The 19,485-nt window shown below is 67.1% G+C and carries 18 protein-coding genes, 1 tRNA gene and 1 pseudogene; 12 read left to right on the top strand and 8 right to left on the bottom strand.

All coding sequences use genetic code 11. From position 1 onward, the window contains the following. Positions 1 to 2 precede the first annotated feature (2 nt). Genes RGU41_RS14995 through cls form a run of 3 tightly spaced genes read left to right on the top strand, consistent with a single transcriptional unit; the run spans position 3 to position 1,871 of the window. On the top strand, positions 3 to 215 hold the full coding sequence (locus tag RGU41_RS14995; RefSeq protein WP_134446299.1) for a hypothetical protein: 213 nt from the start codon (positions 3 to 5) through the stop codon (positions 213 to 215). 12 nt (positions 216 to 227) lie between these two features. Further along, on the top strand, positions 228 to 401 hold the full coding sequence (locus RGU41_RS14990; protein WP_166787248.1) for a hypothetical protein: 174 nt from the start codon (positions 228 to 230) through the stop codon (positions 399 to 401). A gap of 6 nt (positions 402 to 407) precedes the next feature. Then, entirely contained in the window at positions 408 to 1,871 is a 1,464-nt protein-coding gene (cls, locus tag RGU41_RS14985; protein ID WP_134446300.1) for a cardiolipin synthase, read from the top strand. A 41-nt stretch (positions 1,872 to 1,912) separates the two neighbouring features. Here the strand turns inward: cls and RGU41_RS14980 are convergent, their stop codons facing one another. After that, positions 1,913 to 3,067: a pirin family protein gene (locus RGU41_RS14980; RefSeq protein WP_416172968.1), complete on the bottom strand. Its 1,155-nt coding sequence runs from the start codon at positions 3,065 to 3,067 to the stop codon at positions 1,913 to 1,915. Between the two features lie 124 nt (positions 3,068 to 3,191). Here RGU41_RS14980 and RGU41_RS14975 point away from each other — a divergent pair, with 124 nt between their 5' ends. Next, positions 3,192 to 3,920: a M20/M25/M40 family metallo-hydrolase gene (locus RGU41_RS14975; RefSeq protein ID WP_322136745.1), complete on the top strand. Its 729-nt coding sequence runs from the start codon at positions 3,192 to 3,194 to the stop codon at positions 3,918 to 3,920. Next, positions 3,917 to 4,447, top strand: a complete 531-nt coding sequence (locus RGU41_RS14970; RefSeq protein WP_322136744.1) for a hypothetical protein — start codon at positions 3,917 to 3,919, stop codon at positions 4,445 to 4,447. The genes RGU41_RS14975 and RGU41_RS14970 overlap by 4 nt, the downstream gene beginning before the upstream one ends. Positions 4,448 to 4,470: 23 nt before the next feature. On the opposite strand, the gene RGU41_RS14965 is transcribed toward RGU41_RS14970, so the two are convergent. Beyond that, complete coding sequence (locus RGU41_RS14965) at positions 4,471 to 5,691, bottom strand: AI-2E family transporter (RefSeq protein ID WP_322136743.1); 1,221 nt, start codon at positions 5,689 to 5,691, stop codon at positions 4,471 to 4,473. Between the two features lie 207 nt (positions 5,692 to 5,898). On the opposite strand from RGU41_RS14965, the pseudogene RGU41_RS14960 reads away from it, so the two are divergent. The 5 genes and pseudogenes from RGU41_RS14960 to RGU41_RS14940 all read left to right on the top strand — a co-directional run bounded on the left by RGU41_RS14960 (position 5,899) and on the right by RGU41_RS14940 (position 12,059). Beyond that, a pseudogene (locus RGU41_RS14960) lies at positions 5,899 to 8,422 on the top strand (ATP-dependent Clp protease ATP-binding subunit). A 117-nt stretch (positions 8,423 to 8,539) separates the two neighbouring features. After that, positions 8,540 to 9,052, top strand: a complete 513-nt coding sequence (locus RGU41_RS14955) for an amino-acid N-acetyltransferase (protein ID WP_134446389.1) — start codon at positions 8,540 to 8,542, stop codon at positions 9,050 to 9,052. Between the two features lie 69 nt (positions 9,053 to 9,121). Further along, positions 9,122 to 9,841 carry a hypothetical protein gene (locus RGU41_RS14950; protein ID WP_322136742.1) on the top strand — a complete coding sequence of 240 codons (720 nt, stop codon included), beginning with the start codon at positions 9,122 to 9,124 and terminating at the stop codon, positions 9,839 to 9,841. Then, positions 9,838 to 10,269: a dehydrogenase gene (locus RGU41_RS14945; protein WP_322136741.1), complete on the top strand. Its 432-nt coding sequence runs from the start codon at positions 9,838 to 9,840 to the stop codon at positions 10,267 to 10,269. Before RGU41_RS14950 ends, RGU41_RS14945 begins: the two co-directional genes overlap by 4 nt. 158 nt (positions 10,270 to 10,427) lie before the next feature. Beyond that, entirely contained in the window at positions 10,428 to 12,059 is a 1,632-nt protein-coding gene (locus tag RGU41_RS14940; protein ID WP_322136740.1) for a diguanylate cyclase, read from the top strand. 18 nt (positions 12,060 to 12,077) lie between these two features. On the opposite strand, the gene radA is transcribed toward RGU41_RS14940, so the two are convergent. Beyond that, positions 12,078 to 13,445, bottom strand: coding sequence for a DNA repair protein RadA (gene radA, locus RGU41_RS14935; protein ID WP_134446306.1), 1,368 nt, complete (start codon positions 13,443 to 13,445; stop codon positions 12,078 to 12,080). Then, on the bottom strand, positions 13,391 to 14,365 hold the full coding sequence (locus RGU41_RS14930; RefSeq protein ID WP_322136739.1) for an SGNH/GDSL hydrolase family protein: 975 nt from the start codon (positions 14,363 to 14,365) through the stop codon (positions 13,391 to 13,393). The genes radA and RGU41_RS14930 overlap by 55 nt, the downstream gene beginning before the upstream one ends. A gap of 147 nt (positions 14,366 to 14,512) precedes the next feature. On the opposite strand from RGU41_RS14930, the gene RGU41_RS14925 reads away from it, so the two are divergent. Beyond that, positions 14,513 to 14,602: transfer RNA gene (locus RGU41_RS14925), tRNA-Ser, on the top strand. Positions 14,603 to 14,654: 52 nt separating this feature from the next. Here the strand turns inward: RGU41_RS14925 and RGU41_RS14920 are convergent. Then, complete coding sequence (locus RGU41_RS14920) at positions 14,655 to 15,773, bottom strand: tyrosine-type recombinase/integrase (RefSeq protein WP_134559193.1); 1,119 nt, start codon at positions 15,771 to 15,773, stop codon at positions 14,655 to 14,657. 2 nt (positions 15,774 to 15,775) lie between these two features. Beyond that, positions 15,776 to 16,411: a helix-turn-helix domain-containing protein gene (locus RGU41_RS14915; RefSeq protein WP_134559191.1), complete on the bottom strand. Its 636-nt coding sequence runs from the start codon at positions 16,409 to 16,411 to the stop codon at positions 15,776 to 15,778. Between the two features lie 131 nt (positions 16,412 to 16,542). On the opposite strand from RGU41_RS14915, the gene RGU41_RS14910 reads away from it, so the two are divergent. Beyond that, positions 16,543 to 16,695, top strand: coding sequence for a hypothetical protein (locus RGU41_RS14910; protein WP_241975362.1), 153 nt, complete (start codon positions 16,543 to 16,545; stop codon positions 16,693 to 16,695). 347 nt (positions 16,696 to 17,042) lie between these two features. Here RGU41_RS14910 and istB read toward each other — a convergent pair whose 3' ends face one another. After that, positions 17,043 to 17,885, bottom strand: coding sequence for an IS21-like element helper ATPase IstB (istB, locus tag RGU41_RS14905; protein WP_322135512.1), 843 nt, complete (start codon positions 17,883 to 17,885; stop codon positions 17,043 to 17,045). After that, on the bottom strand, positions 17,882 to 19,207 hold the full coding sequence (locus RGU41_RS14900) for a Mu transposase domain-containing protein (protein WP_322136738.1): 1,326 nt from the start codon (positions 19,205 to 19,207) through the stop codon (positions 17,882 to 17,884). The genes istB and RGU41_RS14900 overlap by 4 nt, the downstream gene beginning before the upstream one ends. Positions 19,208 to 19,485 lie beyond the last annotated feature (278 nt).

The raw sequence follows: 19,485 nt of genomic DNA, 5'->3' as shown, positions 1-19,485 counted from the left end.
CCATGAACACCCAGCCGCAGGACGACACCACCCCGGACGAGCCTTCCCAGGCAGCGGATGCCATCGACAAGGCTCCGACGGACTCGGCCTCCGAGCCCAAAGCGCCCAAGGAGCGCCAGCCGATCACGACCAACCGCATCGTGCTGTGGGTGATCGTCGCCGCGATCGGGATCTACTTTGTCGGCACCGGCCTCTACGGCATCCTCGTCAAGTAGTCTGAGGGAACTATGGACTTCTTCTGGGGTGCGTTCTTCTCGATCCTGCCGACGGTCGCGCTCGGATTGATCTTCTGGGTCATCATGCGCTCGATCCTCAGGGCCGACCGCACCGAGCGGAAGGTGTATTCGGAGATCGAGGCCGAAGAGCGCGCGAAGCTCGGGCTCGAAAAGCCCGTCACCTAACCTCGCATGTTCGGCATCGACATCTCGACCTTCATCCTCATTGTGGCCTTGGTCGTCGATTTCACCATCCGCGTCGTCGCCATCATCGTCGTACCCCGCAACCGTCGCCCGACGTCGGGTATGGCCTGGTTGCTCGCGATCTTCTTCATTCCCTACATCGGTGCCCTCCTCTTCCTGATGATCGGCTACCGCACCCTGCCGAAGAAGCGGCTGGAGATGCAGGAGGAGATCAACCAGTTCATCCTCGAGAGCACCGACGGGATCGAGCAGGTGCGTCGCGACCACCCCTGGCCCGGCTGGCTCGAATCCGTGGTCGAGCTCAACCGCAACCTCGGGGCGATGCCGCTCGTCGGCGGCAACACCGCGCGCCTGCTCGGCGACTACGAGGCGACCTTCGCCGAGATGATCGTCGACATCGACAAGGCCGAGAGATGGGTGCACGTCGAGTTCTACATCCTCTCCCTCGACAAGACCACCGCACCGTTCTTCGACGCGATGGAGCGCGCGGTGCAGCGCGGCGTGACCGTGCGGGTGCTGATGGACCACATCCAGTCGATGCGTAAGCCCGGCTACCGCAAGACCCTCCGCCGGCTCACCGAATCCGGGGTCAAGTGGGAGCTCATGCTCCCGTTGCAGCCGTTCAAGGGCAAGTGGCAACGGCCGGACCTCCGCAACCATCGCAAGCTCGTGACCGTCGACGGCGTCGTCGGCTACATGGGCTCGCAGAACATCATCGACCGCACCTACAACATGAAGTCGAACATCCGGCGCGGGCTCAAGTGGAAAGACCTGATGACCCGGCTCGAGGGCCCGATCGTCGCCGGGCTCAACGCGATCTTCATCACCGACTGGTACGGCGAGACGAACGAGCTCCTCACCCGCGACATCCAGGCGGTGCAGCCCACGACGGCGCCGCACACCCTGGACTGCCAGGTCGTGCCGAGCGGGCCGGGGTTCGAGGGCGAGAACAACCTGCGGCTCTTCCTCGCGCTGCTCTACTACGCGCAGGAACGCATCGTGATCACGAGCCCGTACTTCGTGCCCGACGAGTCGATCATGTACGCGATCACGACCGCGACCCAGCGCGGGCTGCACGTCGAGCTCTTCGTCTCCGAGATCGGCGACCAGGCCCTCGTCTACCACGCCCAGCGGTCGTACTACGAGGAACTGCTCCGGGCCGGTGTGATCATCTACATGTATAAGGCCCCGTACGTGCTGCACGCCAAGCACTTCACGATCGACGACGAGGTCGCGGTGATCGGGTCGAGCAATATGGACATGCGCTCGTTCAGCCTCAACTTCGAGGTGTCCCTGATGGTGCGCGGCCGCAGCTTCGTGCGCGACCTGCGCGCGGTCGAGGACGGCTACCGGGCCGACAGCAAGTTGCTCACCCTCGATGACTGGATGAAGCAGCCGCTGCGCTCCACCATCCTCGACAACCTCGCCCGCCTCACCTCCGCCGTCCAGTAGCCCCCGCCCCCGCTTTCGCGAGCTGAGTTGCTGGGCGCGGCTCAGGCGCGGGGCTTGAGGCGCACGGTCGGGAGCTCGGGGGCGGGGAGTGCGGGCCCCGGGTAGCCGGCGACCGTGCCGAAACGACCGACGGCATCCGCCCCCTCGATGACGTCGGACTGCCACTCGGCCCGCCACCCGGCGATCTCCTCGTGGCTGCGGCCGATGAAGTTCCACCACATCACGAGCTGCTCCTGGAACGGTTCGCCGCCGAGCAACAGCACCCTGGCCGGGTGCCTGGAGTGATTCTCCAGGCGGATGCCGCCGCGCCCTGCCCCGAGGTGGCCCAGCTCGCTGCGCGCGAGCGTGACGCCCTCGAGGAGCACCGGGCCGCGATCGACGAGCACCCCGTGTTCGAACGCGGGGTCGAGGTCCAGTTCGAGCGTCGCGCCGGAGGGGAGGTCGACCTGGGCGCCGAGCACCGGGCTGTAGACCCGGGCCGCCGAGACGACGGGGCCGAGCGTGCCGATGAACACCCGCGCGGTCGCCCCGCCACCGAGGGGCGTCTGCGGAACCTCGTGGTGCTCGAAGTGCGGCGCCTGGTGCCGGTGCTCCTCGGGCAGCGCGAGCCAGAGCTGAACGCCGTGCAGTACGCGGGTCTCCGGCGTCGACACCTCGGAGTGGCTGATGCCGCGCCCTGCGGTCATCAGGTTGAGCTCGCCGGGGAGCACCGGCGCGTGGCTGCCGGCGCTGTCGCGGTGCTCGATCTCCCCTTCGAAGAGCCAGCTGACGGTCTGCAGACCGGTGTGCGGATGCGGCGGCACGACCATGCCGCGACGGGCGCCGTCCGCGACGTCTCCCGATGCCTCCTCGCGAGCGCCGGTGCCGGTTGTGGTCGCCTGTGCAGTTTCGAGGGCGATCGGGGGTGCGATCTCGTCTGGCCCGTAGTGGTCGATGAAACACCAGGCCCCGATCGTGGACCGACCGCGTTGGGGCAGGGTGCGGCGCACGTTCATGGCGCGGGGGCCGCCGAGCGGCACGTCCCGCGGGAGCAGCAGGAGCACCGGGCCGCCGGCATCCGCCGTGTGGCCGGGGGCGGTTCGCGCACCAGCGGGGCCAGTGCTCGCATCCACCGAACCGGAGGGAGCCGTGGTCGCCACGGGTCCTTCGGCGCCGGCGATCACGAGCTCGGAGGGGTCACGTTCGAGGTTGCTCACGCTCGCAGCCTAGGCGCAACTGCGGCGCCGGCGCACGAAGCACTGGCGCCACACCCCCCGAACGGTCACGATGGACCTGTCGAGTCATCGTCGCGTCCGTAAACGCCTCTCTCCAGGAGCCGCAATGTCTGATCAGACCCCAGCCGCGCCCGCCCACGCTTCGCCCGCCCCCGCCCCCGCTCCCGCTCCCGCCCCCGCTCCCGCCCCCGCTCCCGCCCCCGCTCCCGCTCCCGCCCCCGCTCCCGCCCCCGCTCCCGCGACGGCCCCTCCGGCAGCGCCCGGCACAGGGGAGACGCCCGCCGCCGTCGAGGATCTGCTCCCCGGGCTCGGCGCGCTCTACGAGGACCTGCACCGGAACCCCGAGCTCTCCTTCGCCGAGCACCGCACCGCTGCCCTGCTCGCCGGGCGGTTGCGCTCCCTCGGCTACGCGGTGACCGAAGGCGTCGGCCGTACCGGCGTCGTCGGTATCCTGCGCAACGGCGCCGGGCCGACCGTGCTGCTGCGCGCCGACATCGACGCCCTGCCCGTCGCTGAGGCCACCGGGCTGCCCTATGCGAGCACGGTCACCCAGGTCGGCGTCGACGGCGTGGAGTCGCCGGTCATGCACGCCTGCGGCCACGACATGCACGCCACCTGGCTGATCGGCGCCGCCGCCATCCTCGCCGGGCAGCGCGCCGACTGGTCCGGCACCCTTCAGCTCGTGTTCCAGCCCGCCGAGGAGCTCGGCGCCGGCGCCGCCGCGATGATCGCAGCGGCTTCTTCGACCGCTTCGGAACGCCCGACATCACCCTCGGCCAGCACGTCACCCCGTGGCCGGCCGGCGAGCTGCTCTACCGGGCAGGGAGCGTCATGACCGCGGCCGATTCGATCGGCACCCTGCACGCCGGCACCAAGCAGAACATCATCCCCGACTCTGCCGAGCTCGGCATCAGCATGCGCACCTACGAACCGCTCGTGCGTGAGCGGATGCTCGCCGCCATCACCCGGATCGTCACCGGCGAGTGCGAGGCGGCCGGTTCGCCGCGCCCGCCGGAGATCGAGGTCACCTTCTCGGTGCCGGCCCTGGTCAACGAGCCGGCCGTGACGGCCGAGTTCGCTGCACTGTTCACCGAACGCTTCGGCGCCGGCCGGGTGGGCGTCGGCCCGCAGGCGGCGCCGAGCGAGGACTTCGGCCTCTGGGGCACCCGCGCAGGCTGCCCGTCCTTCTTCTGGTTCACCGGTGGCGGCGACCCCGCCGCGTTCCGTGCCGCGATCGCCGCCGGCCGCATGCAGGACGTGCACTTCAACCACTCGCCGTTCTACGCTCCGGTACAGGACCCCACGATCCAGACCGGCGTAGAGGCCATGGTGGCCGCGGCCCGCCACGCCCTCGCCCGCTGACCCTCAGGGTCGGTCGGGGAGGGTCAGCGGGCGCGGTCCTGCCGGGGCACGACGACGGTCTTGATGATCAGCAGGATCGAGGCCGTGACCGGGATCGCGATGAGCGCCCCGAGCATCCCGAGCAGTGCCCCGCCGGCGATCGCCCCGATCACCACGAGTGAGCCGGGCACGGCGATCGCCTTGTTCATCACCCGCGGGGTGAGCACGTAGGCCTCGATCTGCAGGTACACGAGGTAGTAGAGGCCGATCCAGAGTGCCGTCGCGGGGGAGGCGAGCAGGGCGACCGCGACCACGATCGCCGCGGCGAACACCGAGCCGATCAGCAGCACGAGCGCGAGCGCGAAGACCACGACCGCGAGCACCCCCGCGAACGGCACGCCGATGATCAGCATCGCCACGAGGCCGAGGCCCGAATTCAGGCACGAGAGCAGCAGCATCCCGTTCACATAGCCGCCGATCGAGCCGGTGATCTGCTCGGAGATGTCGATGAAGCCCGGCCGGCGCGGGCGTGGCACGAGCGCGTACAACGCCTTCTTCATCGGGTCGAGCGACGCGAGGAAGTACAGGCTCAGGATGAGCACGATCATCCCGCCGGTGATCCCGTTGATGAGGCCGACGCCGACCTTGACCAGGCCGGAGCCCACGAACAACCAGCTCGCCGGGTCGGTCGCGAGGGCGATGAGTCCCTCGAAGAGAGCGGGCAGGTCGATGATCCCGAGCTGGTCCGACAACAGGATGAACCAGTCCTGGTGCTCCAGGCCGACCAGGTAGCCGGGCGCCAGTTGGGCGAAGGTCACGACCTGCCGCACGACCACGGGAACGACGAGCAGTACGAGCAGCACGGCGATGACGGTGAGGGTCACGAACACGAGCCCGATGGCGAGCGGGCGGCGCAGGCCCCTGCCGATGAGCAGCCGCACCACGGGATCGAGGCCGAGGGCGATGAACAGGGCGGCGCCGATCGAGATCAGGATCGTCGAGAGCGACGCAAGCGCGACCCCGAGCACCACGGCAGAGAGCACCCCGAGCGCCCCGACGAATCCGGCGATGAAGGGCGATCGCAGCGTCGTGGCGACCGCGAGCGGCTCGTCCTGCCGAGCGGATGCCGCCACGCGGCCCCAGCGCACCCCCGGCGTCACGCGCGGCCGGGACGCCCGGCTCCGGGCATCCGCCTCATGCGGCCGGTTCTTCGTGAGACCGTTTTTCGCCCGGGCCGTGACCTGCGGATTGTCCACGCCGTCCATGCTGCTGCCTCTCGCCGCCGTCGACCCGGTGCGGCTGCCGCACGGACCCGATGTTGAGGGTATTACCCACTCAAGCGACGCCGCAAGGATCGCCGGGCGCAGACATCCGTCACGCCTGCGGCGAACAGAGGCGCGCTTTGGTTGCTTCCCTCGTTACTCTCGATGTATCGGCGCCACACCTGCCCCTGGTGCCAAGGGAGTGATCACATGTTTGAGAGATTTACCGACCGAGCTCGTCGTGTCGTCGTTTTGGCCCAGGAAGAGGCCAAGATGCTCAACCACAACTACATCGGCACCGAGCACATCCTGCTCGGGCTGATCCACGAGGGTGAAGGCGTCGCCGCCAAGGCCCTCGAGAGCCTGGGCATTTCGCTCGACGCCGTGCGCGAGCAGGTCCAGGACATCATCGGCCAGGGCCAGCAGCAGCCGACCGGGCACATCCCGTTCACGCCGCGCGCCAAGAAGGTGCTCGAGCTGAGCCTCCGTGAGGCCCTGCAGCTCGGCCACAACTACATCGGCACCGAGCACATCCTGCTCGGCCTCATCCGCGAGGGTGAAGGCGTCGCCGCCCAGGTGCTCGTCAAGCTCGGCGCTGACCTCAACCGGGTGCGCCAGCAGGTCATCCAGCTCCTGTCCGGCTACCAGGGCAAGGAGCAGGTCCAGGTCGGTGCCAACGAGACGGCGAGCGGACCGGCGGGCAGCCAGATTCTCGACCAGTTCGGCCGTAACCTCACCCAGGCCGCGCGCGAGAACAAGCTCGACCCCGTGATCGGTCGTGAGAAAGAGATCGAACGGGTCATGCAGATCCTGTCCCGGCGATCGAAGAACAACCCGGTCCTGATCGGTGAGCCCGGCGTCGGCAAGACCGCTGTCGTCGAGGGCCTCGCCCAGGCCATCGTCAAGGGTGATGTGCCCGAGACGCTCAAGGACAAGCAGCTCTACTCGCTCGACCTCGGCTCGCTCATCGCCGGAAGCCGCTACCGCGGTGACTTCGAGGAGCGCCTGAAGAAGGTCACCAAGGAGATCCGCACCCGCGGCGACATCATCATCTTCATCGACGAGATCCACACCCTCGTCGGTGCCGGTGCCGCTGAGGGCGCCATCGACGCGGCGTCGATCCTCAAGCCGCTCCTCGCCCGCGGTGAGCTGCAGACGATCGGTGCGACGACGATCGACGAGTACCGCAAGCACTTCGAGAAGGATGCCGCGCTCGAGCGCCGCTTCCAGCCGATCCAGGTCGCGGAGCCGTCCCTTCCCCACACCATCAACATCCTCAAGGGACTGCGCGACCGGTACGAGGCGCACCACAAGGTGTCCATCACCGACGGCGCCCTCGTGGCCGCGGCGAACCTCGCCGACCGCTACGTGTCCGACCGGTTCCTCCCGGACAAGGCCATCGACCTGATCGACGAGGCCGGCGCGCGCCTCCGCCTCTCGATCCTGTCGAGCCCGCCCGAGCTGCGCGAATTCGACGAGAAGATCGCCGTCGTCCGCGCCGCGAAGGAGACCGCGATCGAGGACCAGGACTTCGAGAAGGCCGCCGGCCTGCGCGACGAGGAGAAGAACCTCCTCGGCGAGCGACTGCGCCTCGAGAAGAAGTGGAAGTCCGGCGACGTCAAGACGACCGCCGTCGTCGACGAGGGCCTGATCGCCGAGGTGCTCGCCCAGGCGACCGGCATCCCGGTGTTCAAGCTCACCGAGGAGGAGTCCTCGCGGCTCGTCTTCATGGAGAAGGCCCTGCCAGCGTGTCATCGGCCAGGAAGAGGCCATCTCGGCGCTCGCCAAGACCATTCGACGCACCCGTGCCGGACTCAAGGACCCGAAGCGCCCGAGCGGTTCGTTCATCTTCGCCGGCCCCACCGGCGTCGGCAAGACCGAGCTCGCCAAGGCGCTCGCCGAGTTCCTCTTCGACGACGAGGCCGCCATGATCTCGCTCGACATGAGCGAGTACGGCGAGAAGCACACCGTGTCGCGCCTGTTCGGTGCGCCTCCCGGGTTCGTCGGCTTCGAAGAGGGCGGCCAGCTCACCGAGAAGGTGCGCCGCAAGCCGTTCTCCGTTGTGCTGTTCGACGAGATCGAGAAGGCCCACCCGGACATCTTCAACTCCCTCCTCCAGATTCTGGAAGAGGGCCGGTTGACGGATGGCCAGGGTCGCGTGATCGACTTCAAGAACACCGTGATCATCATGACCACGAACCTTGGCACCAAGGACATCAGCAGCTCGCCCGTCGGCTTCCAGCTCTCGGGCGACACGACGACCGGCTACGAGCGGATGAGCGGCAAGGTGAAGGAGGAGCTCAAGAAGCACTTCAAGCCCGAGTTCCTCAACCGCGTCGACGAGGTCATCGTCTTCCCGCAGCTGACCAAGCCGGAACTGCTCCAGATCGTGGACCTGTTCATCAAGCGCCTCAGCGACCGCCTGCTCGACCGCGACATGACCGTCGAACTGACGATCCCCGCGAAGGAGCACCTGATCGAGGTCGGCTTCGACCCCGCTCTCGGCGCCCGGCCGCTGCGCCGTGCGATCCAGCGCGAGGTGGAGGACCGTCTCTCCGAGAAGATCCTGCAGGGCGAGCTCAACGCGGGTGACCACGTGCACGTCGACTTCCTCGCCGGCGAGTACGTGTTCACCACGACGGCGCGTGCCACGCCCGTGTCCATCGGCGTGAACGCCTCGGCCGCGCTCGGCACCGGGTCGGGCACGCCCGACCTCGCGGTCGCAACGGACTAAGCACCCGACGCACGACAACCTGGAGGGGCCAGGCGGAGACATCCGCCTGGCCCCTCCTGCGTGCCCGTGCTCAATAGACTGGGTGTGACGCACACGAGCACGGGCGAGAGGGCTGGCATGCAGGAGCAGGAGTATTCGGTACGCCGGGCGCGCACGAGCGACGTCCCGCGCATCCAGACCCTGGTGGCGCCGCTCGTCCAGGAGCGCATCCTGCTCGGCAAGGAAAGCGTCGTCTTCTACGAGGCCGTCCAGGAGTTCCGCGTGGTCGAAGACACCGCAGGCGAACTCATCGGCGTCGGTGCCCTGCATGTGATGTGGGAGGACCTCGGCGAGGTGCGCACCCTCGCTGTTACTGCCGACTGGCTCGGCCGCGGCGTCGGCCACGCTCTGCTCGCCCGCCTCGAAGCGGATGCCCGCGAGCTCGGCCTCTCCCGACTGTTCTGCCTCACGTTCGAGGTGCCCTTCTTCACCCGGCACGGATTCACCGACATGGGCTCGGAGACCGTCGACCCGCTCGTCTACGCCGAACTCGTCCGCTCCCACGATGAGGGCGTCGCCGAATTCCTCGACCTGGCCAGGGTGAAGCCCAACACGCTCGGCAACACCAGAATGGTGAAGCGGCTCGGCTGAGGCCGGGAATCCGCGCCGACACGCAGCGCCTTCCCGCGGCTGCCGGGCAAAGCTCGTTAGCCTTGGGGCATGTCGACGATCAAACATCCGGTCGGCCCCCAGTCAAGCAAGGTCTACTGGCGCCGCCGCCTCATCGTGGGTCTTGGCCTGCTCTTCGTGATAGTCATCATCGTGCTGATCGTGGTGCGCCCGGGATCCGGCGGTGGCCAGCCGGCCCCGACCCCCACGCCGACCACGACCGCCGGCGCTGACGCCCCCGCTCCCGCCGCCGCTGCTGCGGACGCCGCCCCCGCCGCCTGCGACCCGGCCGCCGTCACCGTCGAAGCGCTGACCGACGCCGTCACGTACCAGCCCGGCCAGAAGCCCGAACTCTCCCTCAGCATCACGAACACGGGCACCGTCCCCTGCGTGATCAACGCCGGCACCTCGAAACAGGTCTTCACGATCTCGAGCGGCCAGGACATCTACTGGACCTCGACGGACTGCCAGAGTGCGGCCGCCGACGCCGACGTCACCCTGCAACCGGGCGTTCCGGTGAGCTCGACAACACCGATCGCCTGGGACCGGGTCCGCTCCAACGCCGCCACCTGCGACGAGTCCACCCGCACCGCCGCGCCGGCCGGGGAGCCTCCTATCATCTCGCCGTCTCCGTCGACGGCATCGCATCGGCGACACCCAAGCAGTTCATCCTCGACTGAACGATTGCCCGTACCGCACGTCAGCCCAGAGCGGAATAGTCCGCTCCGGTGCCCAGCCGGTGCGGACGGAATGATTGAATGGGTGGCGTGACTGACCCGACTGACATGACGCCGCCGACCCCGCCGACCCGCTCCGTGGCCCTTGCTACCGCCCTCGCCGCCCAGGACGTAGCAGCCGTCGCATACGCCCTCCGCAACGACGTCGTGATCGTGCCGCAGCTCGTCGTCAACGGGCAGGGCGAGCAGGTTCGCGTCTTCGGCCGCGAAGGCACCGACAAGCGGATGCTGCTGCTCTTCTCCTCCGCCGAGAATTACGTCCGCATGGTGCCCGATGAAGTGGACCCCCAGGTCATGGTCGGCGACGCCCAGTGGCTGCGCGACTTCCTCACCGTGCATCGGAACGTGCTTGAGATGGTCTTCTTCGACATCGCCGGCCCGCACGTGATGCAGGCGGCCCCTGACGACCTGATGGCGGCGCTCGGCACCCTCCCGGAAACCGATTCCAGCGACGACGCCTGAGTCGGCACCCCCATCGGCGGCATCCTGCGGCGTCCATTCGCCGGTGTCCGGGCTGGGCGCTAGGCTGAGCCTCGACAGTGTTCCTCCCTCTCTCGGAGAGGGTTCCCGGTGGGGAGATTGAAGGCCGGGAACACACGCCTGTCGGGGAGCAGGCCACGATGAACGCACCGCCGAATGAATCGATCGAGGCGAGACTCGCGCGCGTCGAGCGCCTCTTCTGGATCGACCGCGACGAGGCCAACCAGGCCGCCAGGGACTGGCTGATTGAGCTGCGCGTCGTCGACATCGATGGCGCGAACGGTGAGTTCGTCGACTACAGCAGCGTCGAGACCGGCCTCGGCAGGGGAGCCGTCGCGCGGCGCCTCCGCGTGCTCCTGGCCAACATCAGCCGCACCCGCGGAGATCCGAGCCGCAGCGCGGCCGAGGTGCAACAGATCCTTGCCTGGGCCGAGCGGCACGGCGAAGTCGCCCTGCAGTCCCGCTGTCACGACGTGCTCGGCTCGGTGTTCGAGATGGTCGGTGACCCCGCCCTCGCCCTCGAGCACGCCGTTCTCGTCAACGATCTGATCGACGAGAGCGAGGTGCCGCTGATGCGGGCCGCAGCCCGACTCTGCCTGGCCGACGCCCTTGGATCGGCCGGATCCTTCGACGAGTCGCGGCGCCGCTACAACGAGGCCCTGCGGCTCGTCATCGACGACACCGACACCAACATCCGCTACATGATCCTGAACAACCTCGCGTACACCGAGTATCTCGCCCACAACCACGTGGCCGCGCTCGAGACCGTCGAGCAGCTGCTCGCACTGTCCACGGCGAACTCCCGCCCGATCGGCATGTACGCGCGCGACACGATCGCCAGGGTCTACCTGACCGCGGGGCGGCTCGACGAAGCCGAGCGGATGCTGCTTCCGGCCATCGAAACCGCGAACGACGACCCCAACCCCGATGCGGTCTCGGCAGCACTGGTCACCCTCGCCGAGGTCTACCGGATCCAGGGACGGCTCGACGCGGCGCAGCGGGTGATCGACCAGTGCGCCACCCTCGCCGCCGGTCACGGCCTCGTCCGCTGGCTCACCGAAGTCGCCCGCGAACAGGCCGAGGCCTACGCCGCGAACCTCGACTACCGCCGGGCCTTCGAGGCCTACCGGAGCTATCACGCCCAGTCGGTCGCGCTCGGCGCGAGCGAGAACGAATCCCGCGGGCGGATCCTCGAGGCCATGTTCCAGACCGCGGAATCGCGGCGCGAGAGCGAACGCTACCGTGAACTCGCCGAGCGCGACCCGCTCACGAGCCTGCACAATCGCCGCTTCGTGGACGAACACCTGAGCGTCGCGGCGATCCGGTCCGGCGAGGGCGGGCCGTGCTTCGCCATCGCCCTGATCGACATCGATCACTTCAAGCGCATCAACGACGCCCTGTCCCACGCGGTCGGCGACGAGGTGTTGCGCATGCTCGGCGAGATCCTGAAGCGCGCAGCCAACCGGGTCGCCGGCGGGATCGCCGCCCGCCTCGGCGGAGAGGAATTCCTGCTGATCCTGCCCGGCGCTGACGCGGCAGAGGCCCGGGAACGCTTCGAGGAGGCCCGCAGCGACATCGCCGACTACGACTGGACCCCGATCACCGCCGGGCTGCCCGTCACCGCGAGCATCGGGGTTGCTCTCGCCCCCGAGGACGGCGTCCAGGCTTCCGACCTCCTCCGAGCCGCGGACGTGCGGCTGTACGTCGCCAAACGCGACGGCCGCAACCGGGTCGTGCACACCGCAACCGTTCAGGCCTCGGTGTCGCGCTAGCCCGCCCGGCGCCCGTGCCTACCGGAACGCCGCGTCGAGCTCCGCGTCCCGTGCCGAGACAGGCTCCCGCAGCGCGAGGATGATCGCAGAGTCGAGCCGCCCGGCACCGGAGTCGATCCGGGTCACGAACCCGAGCCGAGCCGCCTCACTCGCACGCTGTTTGGCCGACGACACCGGCCGCACCTCGCCGGCGAGGCTGATCTCGCCGAACGCCACGACGTCATGCCCGATCGGCTTGTTCCGCGACGCGGAGGCGATCGCGAGCGCGATGGCGAGATCGGCGCCGGGTTCGGTCAGACGGATGCCGCCTACGGTCGACACGTAGACATCCGACGCCCCGAGGCCCTTCACCTCAGCCCTCTGCTCGAGCACGGCGATGATCATGGCGACACGCGATGAGTCCACGCCGTTGGTCACCCGGCGCGGGTTAGGGGCCGAGCTCGGCATGACGAGTGCCTGCACCTCGACCGGCATCGCCCTCCGTCCCTCGAGGGCGACCGTGACGCAGGTGCCGGGCACCAGGACGCCGCCGCGGGTGAGGAACAGGCCGCTCGGATCGGGAACCTCGGAGATGCCCTCGCCGGTCATCTCGAAGCAGCCGACCTCGTCGGTCGGCCCGAAACGGTTCTTGAGCGCTCGCACGAAGCGCAACGCGGTCTGCCGATCGCCCTCGAACTGGCAGACGACGTCCACGAGGTGCTCGAGCAGGCGGGGGCCGGCGATCGACCCGTCCTTGGTGACGTGCCCGACCAGGAGGATCGGCAGGTTGCGGTCCTTGGCGACCCGGATGAGAGTGGATGCGACCTCGCGCACCTGGCTCGGCTGGCCGGGAAGCCCGTCGGAGAGACCGCTCGCGACGGTCTGCACGGAGTCGATGATGACGAGGCTCGGCTGCACCGCGTCGATCTGGCCGAGGATGGTCGCGAGGTCGGTTTCGGCGGCGATGAACAGCTCGCGCTGCAAGGCCCCGGTGCGCTCGGCGCGCAGGCGCACCTGGCTCACCGATTCCTCGGCGCTCACGTAGAGCACCCGGGACTTGGCTGCCGCTGCCTTCGAGGCGACCTCGAGCAGCAGGGTGGACTTACCCACGCCGGGCTCGCCGCTCAGCAGGATGACCGAACCGGGAACGATGCCGCCGCCGAGCACCCGGTCGAACTCGCCGATGCCGGTCGGCCAGTGCGAGACCGCGGTGGTGTCCACGTGCGTGATCGGACGCGCAATGCCGGACCCGATCACGGCGACAGGCTTGACGGCGCGGGTGAGGCTCGCCTTCTCCGTCATGTCGACCACGGTGCCCCACTGCTGGCACTCGCCGCAGCGCCCGGCCCACTTCAGGGTGGTCCAGCCACACTCGGTGCAGCGGAAGGAGGAAACGGGTCTGGCCATGCTTGCGAGCCTAGCTTCGGCCACCGACACCCGGGCAATCGGCCGCGTGCCCACGCCGGTTGAAGCTCGAGCGCACGCCCTGGCCGAAGTCCGCGCGCCCACCCGTCCGGTCGGGCGCGCCTACCCTCGCGCAGGTCGGCGAACTCCTCGGCGTCCTCGGGAACGAGCAGCGCGATGTCCTCGCTCAACGCCGGGAGGAATGCTTCGGCCCAGACCCGGTAGCCGCGGTCGTTCGGGTGGAACAGGTCGTTGGCCACGTGGGTGGCGACGCTGCGCAGCCCCGGCCGCTTCGTCGTCGCGTGCAGGGGCACAACGGTGAGCCCGTACTCGGTGGCGACCGTCCGCAGTATCCGGTTCCCTACGGCCACGATCCGTTCGTTGTGCGGCAGGTGGAAGCACGGCAGGTCGGCCACGAGGGCGTGTGGTGGCAACGCGGCGAAGATCGTGCGGATCCCTGATTCGAACACCGCCGCATCCCACACCGCCACGTTGTTCGCACCGATCGCGACCGTGACGATGTCGGGGGAGAGTTCCGAGAGGAGCGGCAGCTGGTCGCGAACGGCAAGCTCGACGGTCGCTCCCGAGACGCTCAGGTTGGCGACGCGCACCGTGCGACCGGTGGCCAGGCGGACGTGATCGGCGAGCAACCCGACGTAGCTGCGCCGCGGTTCGCTTGCCCCGATCCCCTGCGCGGCGCTGTCGCCGATGGCCACGTAGAGTAGCTCGCCCGGCTCCCGGCCATGCTCCCGCCACCACTGGGCGTGCGCGGGGAGGGTCTCGTTGAGTACCCGGGCGTTGCCTTGGCGCCATTCCCGGAATCCGCGTGCCCGAACGACGGCGGCAGCGGTCATTCCGGTAGCTGTGGTGACGGCGCCGAGGGTGACCAGGAGCGCGCGAAGGTTCGGTTTGACGTTAGACACGGGGGAGCGTACCGCCGGTTTCTGGGTGCCGGCTTTCTGCTTCCTGTGTCCGCGTGTCGCCGTTTCCAGTGAAGCGGATGCCGCCCTCGAGCCCCGAATATCGGCTTGATTCGCGCAGACCCCTGTTTCTCACGTACAATCTCCCTCGGTACCGTGTCCGAGCGGCCGAAGGTGCAACTCTCGAAAAGTTGTGTGGGGGAGACTCCACCGTGGGTTCAAATCCCACCGGTACCGCCACAGTCAAACCCCCTGAATCCCTTGTAAACACTGGGAAGCAGGGGGTTTTTCATTACAGAGATTCGGGGTTTGCCCACGGTTTGCCCACATCTGAAACCTTCTTTGCCTGATTGAGCGCGATTCCGACAGCGTCAAGATCGTCGTCGAATAGATCCGCGTATGTGTCCAGCGTCATGGCGGCTGAAGCGTGTCCAAGCATCTTCTGGACGGCTTTCACGTTTGCGCCGGCGGAGATCGCCAGGCTGGCGGCTGTATGGCGCAAATCATGGACGGTGACTCGCTGAAGTGTCGCGTCAATGGCTTGGGCCTTTCTTACTGCCGAAACTCGCCAACCTCTTCTTGAGTCGGGAAGCGGCACATGGACGAGTCCGGCACCGAAGACAAGCTCATCTTGATCCTTTCCCGCGCATGCTTTGGCCAGCAGATCGGTTAGAAACTCAGGGTACGGAACGCTGCGGAATTCGTGCGACTTCGGCGTGCCAACGATGATCGGTCCGCCAACGCTCACGGCGTTTTCAGTGACGTTCGCACGGCGCCTCGTGGTGTCTAGACTTCTAACTCTTAGGGCTGTTGCTTCGCCCCACCGGAGACCCGTGTATGACAGGAATAGGAGCAGAGTCGAATGCCGACCAGCGTTGTCGGCGAGGAGTTGAACCTGCTGGTGGGAAAGATAGACATGCTTGTTGTGAGGTTTTCTCGGAAGATTCACCCCGCGTGCGGCATTCGAACTAATGCGGCGATCCTTCACAGCGACATCCAAGATCGACGCGAGAATCCCGAATGCTCGAATCACCAACGTTGCACCCTTGCGTTTGGATAGTTCGGTGACCCAACCTTGAACCTCGCTGTGACGGATGGAGCCAACCGAGCGCTTTCCCCAGAATGGCTGGACGTGCAGTCTCCAAGCGGACTCGATTGGGCGCAAGCTTGAGGGTTTTAGGTGTGATTGATTGTTCAACCACTCGTCTCCGAGGATATCGATGACTGACCTAGATGCGGTTGCATCCACAAACTCGCCTCTGGCCTTGGATACTTCGATTGAAGCCAAGAAGAGCTCGGCAGCTTTCTTCGTTGAGAAGCCGCGCCGCTCAGTGGAGGAGTGGTCGGGTTTGCGGTAGCGAGCCCGATAGCGCTTGCCGGCTACGGTCTCGTAAGGAGTGATGCTACCCATGTCTAGAAGGGGGTCTCGGGAGACGGGCCGATCGGATTTTCCAGGTTCACGCCCGCGGCGCGCAGCCGATTCTCGACCCGATAGAGGTTAGCGTGGTTGGATTCCTGATCACGCTGATACAAGAATTTCGCTGTCTGGTTGACTGTGAAACCCTTCCGCTGGGGCGCGAAGCGGTAACCGCTCTCTGGTCGGTCGAGTTGTTCAAGTAGTTCGCTTCGTTTGCGGAGGTCGATCAATATGATCTCGTTCTCTGAATAACCGAATCCCGGCGGGTTCAGCATGGGTTCACCGTTCAATAGAGAACTGGTCGTCTTTCTGCTGCCTGTTCCGGTGAACCAATCGCGAGCGAGCCACATTGGCGTGAGCACGACATTGTTCTCTCCGTTCGCGATTTCTATCCGCTTATACGGTTGCTTCAAGGGGAAGATCAAGTCAGCTGGCTGTACTTCCAGCACGAATGCCATCGCAAGGAGTTGCCTCACGGTCACATCCTCTTTTCGACCATTCTCTAGATTGGCGACTATCGATCTAGTCAGTCCGAATCCAGCCTTTTCGGCAAGTTCATCGGCGCTCATCTTGAGTAGTTTTCGGAAGTGGGCGATTTGCTTCCCAAGCTCATATTCAACCGTTTCAAACATGTAGACACAATATCGTGGATTATGTGTAGTGTATAGCCCGTACACAGAACGCTTCGGTTTTGTGTATGCGAGATGGAGCTGAATTGACTAGGTATCTCTCACCGCAGCAAGTCTGCGAGATTATCCCCGGCATGACGAAGGGATCCCTTGCCCAGTTGCGTTTCACCGGGAAGGGCCCTCGGTACCGCAAGCCAACTCCCAAGACGGTCATCTACGTCGAGTCGGAGGTCATCGACTGGATTGAAGTCAGCGCGCGGAGAGGCACAGCTCTGGAGGACGCGTGAAAAGGGCAACGAGGGTGCCGTCACCGACCTGTAACTCGGTGACGGCTTCGACAAATCACCACCGCTAGGAGAATGGTTCATGAACAATACCAAGAAATCCGCGAAGGCCCTTTTGCCGCGGAACTCGACTGCAGGGCGCACTAAGGACACGATCTTCGACATGTGCAATGCAGATAATCCGGGGCGTGAACAGCTCCGATCTCGTTGCCACCTCGAGGAGGCTTCCAAGTTCTTCGTCTCCTTTTCAGCACTAGAGTGCGGCGCCGATAGTCCTTTCACAGCTCTGACGGCGCTCAGCGAATTTCCCCAGTCTTGCTCATCGGAGCTCCCCAGGTCGCGGGGTTAGGTTAGTGGAAGTTCGTGCCCGTTGTCACGCGGCGGAGCTCGTTGGATTGGGCGGCGTGGTTGCGGAGTCGGTAGGAGCCGCCGTCGAGGGTGACGACGACGGATCGGTGTAGGAGCCGGTCGAGCATCGCGGCGGCGACGGTGGTGTCGCCGAGGATCTCGCCCCAGGCGCCGACGGGGCGGTTCGTGGTGATCACGATCGATGTTTTCAGGTAGCGCTGGTTGATGACTTGGAACAGTGCTGACGCGGCCTCGGCGGGCAGCGGAAGGTAGCCGAGTTCGTCGATTATGAGCAGGGTGGGGCCTGCGAAGAACCGCATCATCGTGCCCCACTTGCCCTCGATCGCGGCGCGGTGGCAGCGGGCCGCGAGGTCAGCGGCAGAGGTGAAGTAGGTGCGGTAGCCGGCCTGGACTGCGGCGTGGCCGAGGCCGGTCGCGATGTGGGTTTTCCCGACTCCGGGCGGTCCGATCAGGAGCACGTTGGTCGCGGTCTCGAGGTAGCGGCAGGTGCCGAGCTCGGCGAGGAGGTTGCGGTCGATACCGGAGGCGGCGTCGAGGTCGAAGTCGTCCAGGGTGGCGCCGGTGGGGAGGTTCGCGAAGCGGAACCGGCCCGAGAGACGTCGGGCGTCGGTCGCGGTGACCTCGATGGCGAGCAGGCGCTCGAGGGCGTGGGTGAGGCTCCAACCCTCGGCTTGGGCCTGGTCCAGGACGCGGGGCAGAGCGTCGGCGGCGTCGGCGAGTTTGAGCTCGGTGAGGTGGCCGCGCAACTGCTGATAGACGCTCGCCGCCGTCGCCGTCGAGACAGGCGCAGCGGTCGTTTCGGTGGTGGTCAGGGGTGTGTTCATCGGAGGGTGTTCCTGTTCTTCGCGGCCGTCTCGTAAGCGGCCAGGCTGATCACGGTGGTGGGTTCGGCGGTGCCGGTCAGCGCCAGGGCGGCGCGGCGGGCCGCGATGCCGGGCGGGATGCGTTCCTTCTTCCGGTGCGGCCGGCCGGGAGGCGCTGAGGCCATCGCGATGGTCTCCAGGGCGGTGACGTGTCCGCTGTCGCGGATCGTGACTCCGAGGCCAGCCTCCGCGAGCGTGTGTCGGGCAAGGACGACGCCCGAGACCGTGGCGATGTCGATGGTTGCCGCGCCGAGGCGTTGGTGGACGACGACGCGGGCCGCGGCCAGCTCTGGCGGCACCGAGTACCGGTTCCCGCGCCAATCGATCAGGGCCTGCCGTGTCGCGGTGCGTTCCTCGGTCACCACGACCGGGAACACGGTCGGCGGCAACGGTTGGAGGCGCTCTGCGGCGAACATGACCGCGGCCGTCGTCGACCCGTCGCGGCCCTCGCGCCGCCGGCCGTCTTGCCCGGTCGCGAATGCGGTGAGGCGTTGCTGTGCTTGCTCGAGGGTGACGTCGTCGGGGAGGTTGCGCCACCAGCGCTGCGCGGCGGTGTGGTTGTTCTTCTCGACCACGCCCTTGCGGTTGCCCGACCGGGGCCGGCACGCGACGACGCTGACGGCGTGGTGCTTGGAGAACGCGGCGAACATCGGCGTCAGATCACTCGTCCCGGCCTTCAGCACGGTGCTCATCCGGTCGAACCGCCACGTTTTCGTCACCCCGCCCAGCAGCCCCAGCAGCACCGTCATTGCCGCGAGCAGGTGGGGCAGGTCCATCGATGGGGAGATCACCGCCCGCCAAACCCCGGAGTGCGCGAGGGACCCGACGAGGACGTAGGCGCGTTTGGTCGGGAACGCCCAGGCGGCTGGGGCGTCGGGCAGCTCGACCCAGTCGAACTGGGTCTCCTCGCCCGGCGGGTGCTCAATGATCGCGTTGGGCCGCTTCGTCACGTGCGCGCAGGCCGTGCAGGCGGGCCGGAGGTTCCGGTCCCGGATCTGGCGAGTCAGGGTTTGATACGACCCCGAGAAGCCCAGCGGGACGAGCTCGTCCCGCAGCGTCGCCGCCCACAAATGCGGGTCCTCGCCCAGGCGGGCGGTGACGTAGTCGATGAACGCGTCGAACGGGTCCGGGGCGGCGCGTTGACGCACTCCCGGGGTGCGTTGGCCGGCCAGGTAGGCGCGGATTGTCTTACGGTCGTGGTCGGTGCGGCGGGCGATCTCACTGATCGTCATCCCTTGCCGTTTGAGCGCGTGGATGTCCACGTCGTCCTCCTCTGAAAGCATAGGAGTAGGGCCTTCCTCGTACTGGTGTGTGGTCGAAGACCACCAGCATCGAGGAAGGCCCGCTTCTATGAGCGGAAGCGACCCGGAGTGGGGAATTTCAGTGAGCAGAACTGGGGAATTTCAGTGAGCGCCGTCAGCTCGTCGAGTCGTTCGGCCCAGGTCGGATGCCGCGACACCAACCGGCCACTTCCGGTCCCGATTCGGAAGGGTTGAGTCCTAGTGGCCCGCATTCGAACCATTAAGCCGGCCTTTTTCCAGAGCGATGATGTGGTCGCTCT

The organism is Cryobacterium sp. 10C3 (assembly GCF_034314285.1).
Taxonomy (GTDB): Bacteria; Actinomycetota; Actinomycetes; order Actinomycetales; family Microbacteriaceae; genus Cryobacterium; species Cryobacterium glucosi.
This window is presented reverse-complemented; position numbering and strand designations above follow the sequence as displayed.